We start from the raw sequence: 9,032 nt of genomic DNA on the forward strand, positions 1-9,032 counted from the left end.
TGGAGCTGGGCGTTTTTTATTGCTCAAAATTTGCCGTGTGACAACTTGCCACATCCGTGGAGGCCCTATACTACAAGGCCTGGCGCAGAGTCCGCCTGGTAATTACCTTGTCAGAATTGGGGGTTTTCATTACCATTCGGCAAAATTTTTATAAGTTCAGATTTTTACTTAGTAGATGCCTGATTTAACAGGCCACAAAGCTGATGGGAGAGGACTGAATGAGCAATGACGGCGTGAATGCAGGCCGGCGTCGCTTCTTGGTGGCAGCCACATCCGTGGTGGGTGCTGCTGGAGCGGTGGGGGCTGCGGTCCCGTTCGTGGGGTCATGGTTTCCCAGTGCCAAGGCGAAAGCCGCAGGTGCACCGGTGAAGGTGAATATCAGCAAGATCGACCCAGGTCAGCAGATGGTTGCTGAGTGGCGTGGTCAACCGGTATTCATCGTCCGCCGTACAGAGGAAATCCTGGGGAATCTTAAAAAGATCGAGGGCCAGTTGTCTGACCCTGACTCCAAGAACTCGGTACAACCAACCTACGTCGACCCCGAAGTGCGTTCGATCAAGCCAGAGATTCTTCTGTTGATCGGTATCTGCACCCACTTGGGTTGTTCTCCTACCTTCCGTCCTGAAGTGGCGCCTGCGGATCTGGGCAAGGACTGGGTAGGTGGCTATTTCTGCCCTTGCCACGGCTCCCACTACGATCTGGCTGGTCGTGTCTACAAGTCGCAGCCCGCGCCATTGAACCTGCCAGTACCCCCGCATTCCTATGAGTCGGATGACATCATCGTCATTGGCGTCGACACGGAGAAAGCGTGATGAGCAAGTTCATGGATTGGGTAGATGCGCGCTTCCCCGCCACCAAGATGTGGGAAGACCATCTGAGCAAGTATTACGCTCCGAAGAACTTCAACTTCTTCTATTTCTTTGGTTCCCTGGCACTGCTGGTTCTGGTCAACCAGATCGTTACCGGTGTCTGGCTGACCATGAGCTATACCCCTTCGGCAGAAGAAGCCTTCGCTTCCGTCGAATACATCATGCGCGACGTCGAGTACGGCGCGATCTTGCGTCTGCTGCACTCCACAGGCGCTTCGGCGTTCTTCATCGTGGTCTACCTGCATATGTTCCGTGGCCTGCTCTACGGTTCCTATCAGAAGCCTCGTGAGTTGGTGTGGCTGTTCGGCATGCTGATCTACCTGGCGCTGATGGCAGAGGCCTTCATGGGCTACCTGCTGCCGTGGGGGCAGATGTCCTATTGGGGCGCCCAGGTGATCATCTCGCTGTTCGGCGCCATCCCGGTCATCGGCGACGACCTGACCCAGTGGATCCGCGGTGACTACCTGATCTCCGGCATTACCCTCAACCGCTTCTTCGCCCTGCACGTCGTGGCCCTGCCTATCGTGATCCTGGGGCTTGTGGTGCTGCACATCCTGGCACTGCACGAAGTGGGTTCGAACAATCCGGATGGCGTCGATATCAAGAAGCACAAGGATGAAAACGGCGTACCGCTCGACGGCATCGCATTCCATCCGTACTACACTGTGAAAGATATCGTCGGCGTAGTGGTATTCCTGTTCATCTTCTGCTCGATCGTGTTCTTCTTCCCGGAAATGGGTGGTTATTTCCTCGAGAAGCCGAACTTCGAGCAGGCCAACCCGTTCAAGACGCCTGAGCATATTGCCCCGGTTTGGTACTTCACTCCGTTCTACGCAATCCTGCGTGCGGTGCCGGACAAGCTCATGGGCGTTATCGCCATGGGTGCTGCGATTGCCGTGCTGTTCGTGCTGCCATGGCTTGACCGCAGCCCGGTCAAGTCCATGCGCTACAAAGGCTGGCTGAGCAAGATCTGGCTGCTGGTGTTCTGCATCTCGTTCGTGATCCTGGGCGTGCTGGGCGTACTGGCGCCGACTCCGGGTCGTACGTTGCTGTCGCAGGTATGTACCTTCCTGTACTTCGCCTACTTCATTTTGATGCCGTTCTACACCAGGCTCGAGAAGACCAAACCGGTTCCGGAAAGGGTGACTGGCTGATGAAAAAGCTATTTGCTGTACTGATTCTTGCTGCTATGCCTGTATTGTCTTTCGCAGCCGAGCACGGTGGTCCTGAGTTGGAAAAGGTCGATATCGACCTGGCCGACAAGGCTGCAATGCAGGACGGTGCGCGTACCTTTGCCAACTATTGCATGGGCTGCCACAGCGCCAAGTTCCAGCGGTACGAGCGGGTTGCCGATGACCTTGGCATCCCTCATGACCTGATGATGAGCAAGCTGGTCTTCACCGGTGCGAAGATCGGTGACCACATGAACATCGGGATGCAGCCAGCCGACGCGAAGACCTGGTTCGGTGCTGCTCCGCCAGACCTGACCCTGGTGGCTCGTGTTCGTGGTACCGATTGGCTGTATGGCTACCTGAAGTCCTTCTACGAAGACCCAACACGCCCCTGGGGTGTGAACAACAAGGTATTCCCCAACGTGGGCATGCCTAACGTTCTGGTCGGACTTCAGGGTCGTCAGGTGATCGGTTGCAAGCAGGTGCAGATTGTCGAAGACGGCAAGAAGCAGTTCGACCCGCTGACCGGCACTCCGCTGACCCACGAGGCTTGCGATCAGTTGACCGTCAAGGAAAACACCGGGACCCTCAACGAGGCGCAATTCGATGAGAAGGTCAAGAACCTGGTGACTTTCCTGGCCTACTCGGCTAACCCGGTCAAGCTGCAGCACCAGCGTATCGGTACCTACGTGCTGTTGTACCTGGCCTTCTTCTTCGTATTCGCCTATCTGCTCAAGCGCGAATACTGGAAAGATGTGCATTGATAGCGTTTTAAGCATCAGTTGTTGAACGTGCGCGCCCAAGGGCGTCTCTGAAGCTGTAACAACCCTGTATCATTCGGGGGTTACCAGAGGCGCCCTCAGGGCGCGTTCGTTTTTTCTGCTTTCGATAATTTCAACACGCGAGGAGGATCGCCATGGGCGTGACCAATCGGTTGGCCTGTTACTCCGACCCCGCCGACCACTATTCCCATCGGGTGCGCATTGTACTTGCGGAGAAAGGTGTCAGCGCCGAGATCATCAGTGTGGAGGCGGGCCGTCAGCCGCCGAAGCTGATCGAAGTGAATCCCTACGGGAGCTTGCCTACGCTGGTCGATCGTGATCTTGCGCTGTGGGAGTCGAGCGTAGTGATGGAATACCTGGATGAGCGTTATCCACATCCACCATTGCTGCCGGTCTATCCTGTAGCTCGAGCCAACAGTCGCTTGCTGATGCATCGGATCCAGCGTGACTGGTGCGGGCACGTGGATCTGATACTCGATTCGCGGACCAAGGAAGCGGTGCGTGCGCAGGCGCGCAAGGAGCTGCGAGAAAGCCTGACCGGTGTTTCACCGCTGTTCGCCGACAAGCCGTTCTTCCTCAGCGAGGAACAAAGCCTGGTGGATTGCTGCCTACTGCCCATACTCTGGAGGTTGCCGGTCCTGGGTATTGAACTGCCGCGGCAAGCCAAGCCGTTGCTCGATTATATGGAGCGCCAATTTGCGCGTGAGGCTTTCCAGGCAAGTCTGTCTGGTGTCGAACGCGACATGCGCTAAGGCTTAAGGAGCCGTTATGAACTCCAGTCGACCTTATCTGGTCCGCGCGCTCTATGAGTGGATTGTGGACAATGATTGCACCCCGCATTTGCTGGTCAACTCCGATTATCCAGCGGTGCAGGTGCCTCAGGGGTTTGCCAGTGATGGACAGATCGTCCTGAATATTTCTCCCAGTGCCGTGCGTCATCTGCACATGGATAACGACGCAGTCACCTTTGAAGGGCGCTTTGGTGGCGTGCCTCATAGCTTGTTTGTGCCGGTTGGCGCGATTCTGGGAATCTATGCCCGGGAGAATGGCCAAGGCATGGTTTTCGACCTGGAGTCTCCTCTGGATGACGAAGAGGATGTCGAGCCGGATGACGATATGCCGCCGCCAGACAGTGAGCCGCCGCGTCCAAGTGGCAGGCCAAGCTTGAAGGTGGTCAAGTAATAAAAAAGGCGATCCGAGGGGATCGCCTTTTTTGTGCCTGTGGGCAGGCTTAGTCGATGTACTCGAACAGCTTGACGATTTTCTGTACGCCCGAGACGCCCTGCACGAGGTTCGTTGCCTGGGCCGCTTCCTGTTTGGTCAGCAATCCCAGCATGTAGACGATGCCGTTCTCGGTCACCACCTTGATGCGTGAGGCTGGGACGTTGGCATCGGCGAGCATCTGGGTCTTGATCTTGGTAGTCAGCCAGCTGTCGTTCTGTCGGGCCAGGAACCCGGAAGGAGGCAGTACTTGCAGCTCGTTGTGCACCTTCTTGACGCGCTGTACTTCGCTGGCGGCTTGTTCGGCCGTTGCCTTGAGGTCCGGGCGCGGCGTCTGGCCGGCCAGCAGCACTACGCCGTTGAAGCTGGTAACCACGATGTGCGAGTTGTTTTCCAGGTCCGGGTTGGCCTTGGCGACGTTCACGGCGACCTTGGTTTCGATCAGGGAGTCGTCGATCTTGCTGCCGAAGGTGCGGGTGCCGCGGTCGTCGTCGATGGGTTTGTCGCGGGTGGCGGTAATCACCGAGCTGCAGCCAGTGAGGCTCAGGCACAGGGTCAGGGCCAGGAGGCCGAGGCGATTAGGGGTCATTCTTCACTCCCGAACAATTGGCTGTCGATCAGGTCGCAGAGGCAGTGGATCGCCAGCAGGTGGACTTCTTGGATGCGTGCGGTAACGGTGGCCGGTACACGAATCTCCACGTCTTCAGGCAGTAGCAGGGAGGCCATGCCACCGCCGTCGCGACCGGTCAATGCTACGACAATCATTTCGCGATCATGTGCGGCCTGGATCGCCTGGATGATGTTCGCCGAGTTGCCGCTGGTGGAGATGGCCAGCAGAACGTCGCCAGGTTGGCCCAAGGCGCGGATCTGCTTGGAGAAGACTTCGTTGTAGCTGTAGTCGTTGGCGATCGAGGTGATGGTCGAGCTGTCGGTGGTCAGTGCTATGGCAGGCAGGCTGGGCCGCTCACGCTCGAAACGATTGAGCAGCTCCGAGGAGAAGTGCTGGGCGTCGCCGGCTGAGCCGCCATTGCCACAGGCAAGCATCTTTCCTTCGTTGAGCAGGGCGTTGACCATGACCTGGCTGGCTTGCTCGATGTGCGGTGCAAGTACGTCCATCGCCTGTTGCTTGGTGTTGATGCTGGCCTGGAAAAGCTGGCGAATTCGGGATTGCATGTCCATCTGTGTGACCTTAAGTAGCTGGGCTTGGTGGCACGTGAATGTGCAGCCCGCAGTGCAAAGAGCAAAGAAATTGGGTGGAAGTGGCGCGGCCTGCAGGCGTCTTTCAGCCGTCAAAGGCGTTGCGTAGCCAGTTCAACTGGGCCTGGGGGCCCGGGGTGCCGTCAATGGCGACCACGTCGAAGCGACAGGGGTGGTTGGACCAACGTGATTCGCTTTGCAGAAAGAACTGCGCGGCAAGGATCAGTTTTTGGCGTTTGCGCCCATCGATACTGCCCAGAGCGCCACCCCATTGTGTGTGTTGTCTGTAGCGGACTTCGACGAATACTACTGTATCGCCGTCAAGCATGACCAGATCAAGCTCGCCGCGCTTGCACAGCCAGTTCTGCGCCACCAGGCGCAGGCCCTGCTGTTGGAGATACCGAAGCGCAAGGCTTTCGGCATCTCTTCCGCTTTGCTGGCGTGATCCGGGGTGCATCAGCGCGGAGTATCGGGCAGGCGAGTGACCTGGCCGCTGACGAACTTGGCCCATGGCAGTTGGCGCTCGATCCGCTGGCCGGCGGCCATGCCCAGGCTGCCGGACTCACCGTCGATGCGGGTGTCAGGCAAGGCCTTGAGCTGGCCCAGGCGCGGGGCCAGGTGGTAGGCGTCGACACCCATGGCGTACAGGCGGCCAAGGCTGCCGCCGGCCTGCGGCCATTGGGCGGTGACCTGGCGCCGCATTGTGCCGTTTGCGTCCAGCAGCCATGGCGTCTCGCAGAACATGATGCCGTTCATGTCGTTGTACTGGTTCTGGTCGCCACTGGCGCTGAAGACGTTGGAGATGGCGTAGACAGGAACGTCACCGGCGTACTGGAAATTCAAGGTCGGCTTGATCTGCTGGGCCTGTTGCGGGGTGGATGCGAGGAAAATGAACTCGATATCCTGGCGACGCGACGGCTGGGCAGCCACCTGGCTGCCAACGGTGCTCTGCAGGCTCTTGGCGCGAGCTTCGCTTTGGCGCAACTGAAACAGGTTGGCAATTTGCTGGGCCAGGGCTACAGGTTGATCGATTCGCTCGATGGCCAGTACGCTGCCGCCGTTGCTTTCCCAGTCCTGGCGGAAAGCCTTGAATACACGATCGCCCCATTCGCTCTTGGGTACCAGTGCCGCGGCGCGATGCAGGCCGTCGGCGCGGGCACGCCGAGAAGCTTCGCGAGCTTCATCTTCGGCGGCAAGGCCGAATTGGAACAGCTGTGCGGGAGCTTGTTCGCCTTCGCTGTAGTTCAGGGCCAGAGTGGTGATGGGCAGTTGTGGGCTGGCGGCCAGTTGCTTGACCAGTGGTTTTTCCAGGGGGCCGACCACCAGTTGTACGCCGTCGGCTTGGGCCTTGCGATAGAACTCATCCAGGGACTTCAGGCGCGAGCTGTCATAGAACTCGATGCTGGGTGGTTTTTGCCCGGCTTGTTGTGCCTGGTAGTGGGCGGCCATGAAACCTTCGCGCAGGGCCTTGGAAACTGCTGCCAGCGGGCCTTCCTGCGGTAGCAGCAGGGCGATTTTCGAAACGGGCTGGCTGGCCAGTTCCTTGAGCTTGACCAATGGTTGTGGCAATTGAACCGCTGCTGGGTGTTTCGGATTCTGGGCGCGCCAGTTGTCGATGGCAGCTTGCTGCTGTTCCAGGGTGCCTGCGGTCTTGATTGCCAGGGCCAGGCTCAGCCAGCCGCTCAGGTCGTCGTTTCCGGCAGGTTGCAGTTGGTCGGTAGGCAGGGCGGCGATCAGGGACCAGATGGCTTCGTGGTTCTTAGCCGCAGCATCATCCTTGAGCAGGCGAGCCAGGGTAATCCGCTCCTTGGCTGCCGCCAGGGTCTGGCCATCGGCCTCCAGGGCGCGGGCGTGGACACTCAGGGTGCGTACCTGCTGGGCGGCGGGAAGCTCGCCAAGTTGTTGCAGGCTCGGATGGCCCAGGGCCGTCAACGCAGCCTTGGGCTGGTTGCGCGTCATGGCCAGTTCCGCCGCCAGGGTACTGGCGAAAATCTGCTGGGCAGGCTTGAGCTGCTCCAGTTGGACTTGCTGCAAGATCTGTCCGGCGCGTCCGGCATTGCCTTGGCGGTAGGCCAGGTCGGCGGCGCTCAGGCGTAATAGGGCGGCTTTGTCGGGGTTTTTGCTGGTGGCGGCCTCTTCGAGCAGTTGCTCGATGCTGGCATCCGGTGTCCGTGGAAGTTCGCCAAGGCTGGAGGAGGGCGAGCTGGCGCAAGCCACCAGAAGGGTAGCCAGGCAGAGGGCGATAAACAGCCGCAGGCAAGCGATCATGTAAGTGTTCCTGATACTCGATCAAATGAACGTTGAATTGTACCCAAGCACTGGCCGGGGCGCGATGTTGCTGGCGATAAACCGTCTATTTAGCGAATGCAAATGTTGCTGTGTCAGGCGCACTTGAGTGAACACGATACGCATTGATCAGCTGCCAGTGCGTACAATGGCGCTTTTGCTGATCGCGAGGTGTGCGCTTTGACTGCTCCAGGTTCCATGAATTCCGTTGCCGGCTCGCTTTATGTAGTGGCGACGCCTATCGGCAACCTGGACGATATAAGTGCCCGGGCCTTGAAGTTGTTGCGCGAGGTGTCCCTGATTGCCGCTGAGGATACCCGGCACTCCCAGCGCCTGATGCAGCACTTTGGCATTTCTACCCCCTTGGCTGCTTGTCACGAGCACAATGAGCGTGATGAGGGTAGTCGTTTCATTACTCGTCTACTGGCGGGTGATGATGTCGCGCTTATTTCCGATGCCGGCACGCCGCTGATCTCCGACCCCGGCTATCACCTGGTGCGCCAAGCCCGGGCCGCGGGAATCAATGTCGTCCCGGTGCCGGGGGCGTGTGCGCTGATAGCGGCGCTGTCCGCCGCAGGACTGCCCTCGGATCGTTTCATCTTCGAGGGTTTCCTGCCGGCCAAGGCCAGTGGGCGCCGAGCGCGCCTGGAGCAGGTCCGTGAAGAGCCGCGTACGCTGATTTTCTATGAGGCCCCCCATCGCATTCTCGAATGCCTGCAGGATATGGAGGCGGTGTTCGGTGGTGATCGCCCGGCGTTGCTGGCTCGCGAGCTGACCAAGACTTTCGAGACCCTCAAGGGGTTGCCGTTGGTCGAATTGCGTCAGTTCGTCGAATCCGATTCCAACCAGCAGCGTGGGGAGTGTGTGGTTTTGGTGGCGGGATGGACTGCTCCGCAGGGTGGTGAGGCCATCAGCAGCGAGACGATGCGAATTCTCGACCTGTTGCTCAAGGAGATGCCGCTCAAAAGGGCGGCGGCACTGGCTGCAGAGATCACTGGCGAGCGCAAGAACGTGTTGTATCAGCTCGCCCTGGAAAAACAGAAAGAGCAATAAATAGCGGAGCAGGGTGGCCAAAGGCTTTTATCGCTTGTCCTGAGGCCGCTCTGCCGTTAACCTGCGCGGCGGAGAGTCGATTGGACAGTCGCTGCCCTCTATGAAAATTAGAGGGGGGAGGAAAGTCCGGGCTCCATAGGGCGGAGTGCCAGGTAATGCCTGGGGGGCGTGAGCCTACGGAAAGTGCCACAGAAAATAACCGCCTAAGCACTTCGGTGCCGGTAAGGGTGAAAAGGTGCGGTAAGAGCGCACCGCACGTCTGGTAACAGTTCGTGGCTAGGTAAACCCCACTCGGAGCAAGACCAAATAGGGTTCCAAGGCGTGGCCCGCGCTGGAACCGGGTAGGTTGCTAAAGATGTCCAGTGATGGCCATCGTAGAGGAATGACTGTCCTCGACAGAACCCGGCTTACAGATCGACTCTCCACCCCCTTCCTTCCCTGCTTGATTCAAT

Annotated in this window: 10 protein-coding genes and 1 other RNA gene; 7 read left to right on the plus strand and 4 right to left on the minus strand. The window is 58.8% G+C overall.

Annotation, left to right across the window (positions count from 1 at the left end):
* Positions 1-218 precede the first annotated feature (218 nt).
* From petA to CAG11_RS03905, 5 genes are all read left to right on the plus strand, one after another.
* Entirely contained in the window at positions 219-812 is a 594-nt protein-coding gene (gene petA, locus CAG11_RS03885; protein ID WP_031320479.1) for a ubiquinol-cytochrome c reductase iron-sulfur subunit, read from the plus strand.
* Positions 812-2,023 (plus strand): cytochrome bc complex cytochrome b subunit, encoded by a 1,212-nt coding sequence (locus tag CAG11_RS03890; RefSeq protein WP_053131929.1) that lies wholly within the window; start codon positions 812-814, stop codon positions 2,021-2,023. The genes petA and CAG11_RS03890 overlap by 1 nt, the downstream gene beginning before the upstream one ends.
* Positions 2,023-2,805, plus strand: a complete 783-nt coding sequence (locus tag CAG11_RS03895; protein WP_085594846.1) for a cytochrome c1 — start codon at positions 2,023-2,025, stop codon at positions 2,803-2,805. Before CAG11_RS03890 ends, CAG11_RS03895 begins: the two co-directional genes overlap by 1 nt.
* 152 nt (positions 2,806-2,957) lie before the next feature.
* Positions 2,958-3,575, plus strand: coding sequence for a glutathione S-transferase N-terminal domain-containing protein (locus tag CAG11_RS03900; protein ID WP_085594848.1), 618 nt, complete (start codon positions 2,958-2,960; stop codon positions 3,573-3,575).
* Between the two features lie 16 nt (positions 3,576-3,591).
* On the plus strand, positions 3,592-4,005 hold the full coding sequence (locus CAG11_RS03905) for a ClpXP protease specificity-enhancing factor (protein ID WP_022640817.1): 414 nt from the start codon (positions 3,592-3,594) through the stop codon (positions 4,003-4,005).
* A 49-nt stretch (positions 4,006-4,054) separates the two neighbouring features.
* Here the strand turns inward: CAG11_RS03905 and CAG11_RS03910 are convergent, their stop codons facing one another.
* From CAG11_RS03910 to CAG11_RS03925, 4 genes are all read right to left on the minus strand, one after another.
* Complete coding sequence (locus CAG11_RS03910) at positions 4,055-4,633, minus strand: BON domain-containing protein (protein WP_022640816.1); 579 nt, start codon at positions 4,631-4,633, stop codon at positions 4,055-4,057.
* Positions 4,630-5,223: a phosphoheptose isomerase gene (locus CAG11_RS03915; RefSeq protein ID WP_085594850.1), complete on the minus strand. Its 594-nt coding sequence runs from the start codon at positions 5,221-5,223 to the stop codon at positions 4,630-4,632. The genes CAG11_RS03910 and CAG11_RS03915 overlap by 4 nt, the downstream gene beginning before the upstream one ends.
* A 103-nt stretch (positions 5,224-5,326) precedes the next feature.
* On the minus strand, positions 5,327-5,698 hold the full coding sequence (locus CAG11_RS03920) for a YraN family protein (protein WP_085594852.1): 372 nt from the start codon (positions 5,696-5,698) through the stop codon (positions 5,327-5,329).
* The gene (locus tag CAG11_RS03925; RefSeq protein ID WP_085594854.1) at positions 5,698-7,509 is read right to left on the minus strand and encodes a penicillin-binding protein activator; all 1,812 of its coding nucleotides are present in this window, start codon (positions 7,507-7,509) and stop codon (positions 5,698-5,700) included. The genes CAG11_RS03920 and CAG11_RS03925 overlap by 1 nt, the downstream gene beginning before the upstream one ends.
* 216 nt (positions 7,510-7,725) lie before the next feature.
* Here CAG11_RS03925 and rsmI point away from each other — a divergent pair, with 216 nt between their 5' ends.
* Together rsmI and rnpB are read left to right on the plus strand one after the other, a co-directional pair.
* On the plus strand, positions 7,726-8,580 hold the full coding sequence (gene rsmI / locus CAG11_RS03930) for a 16S rRNA (cytidine(1402)-2'-O)-methyltransferase (protein ID WP_177409095.1): 855 nt from the start codon (positions 7,726-7,728) through the stop codon (positions 8,578-8,580).
* Between the two features lie 72 nt (positions 8,581-8,652).
* Positions 8,653-9,006, plus strand: an RNA gene (gene rnpB / locus CAG11_RS03935) — RNase P RNA component class A.
* The last annotated feature ends 26 nt before the right edge of the window (positions 9,007-9,032 follow it).

This window comes from Pseudomonas sp. B6(2017) (assembly GCF_002112765.1).
Taxonomy (GTDB): Bacteria; Pseudomonadota; Gammaproteobacteria; order Pseudomonadales; family Pseudomonadaceae; genus Aquipseudomonas; species Aquipseudomonas piscis.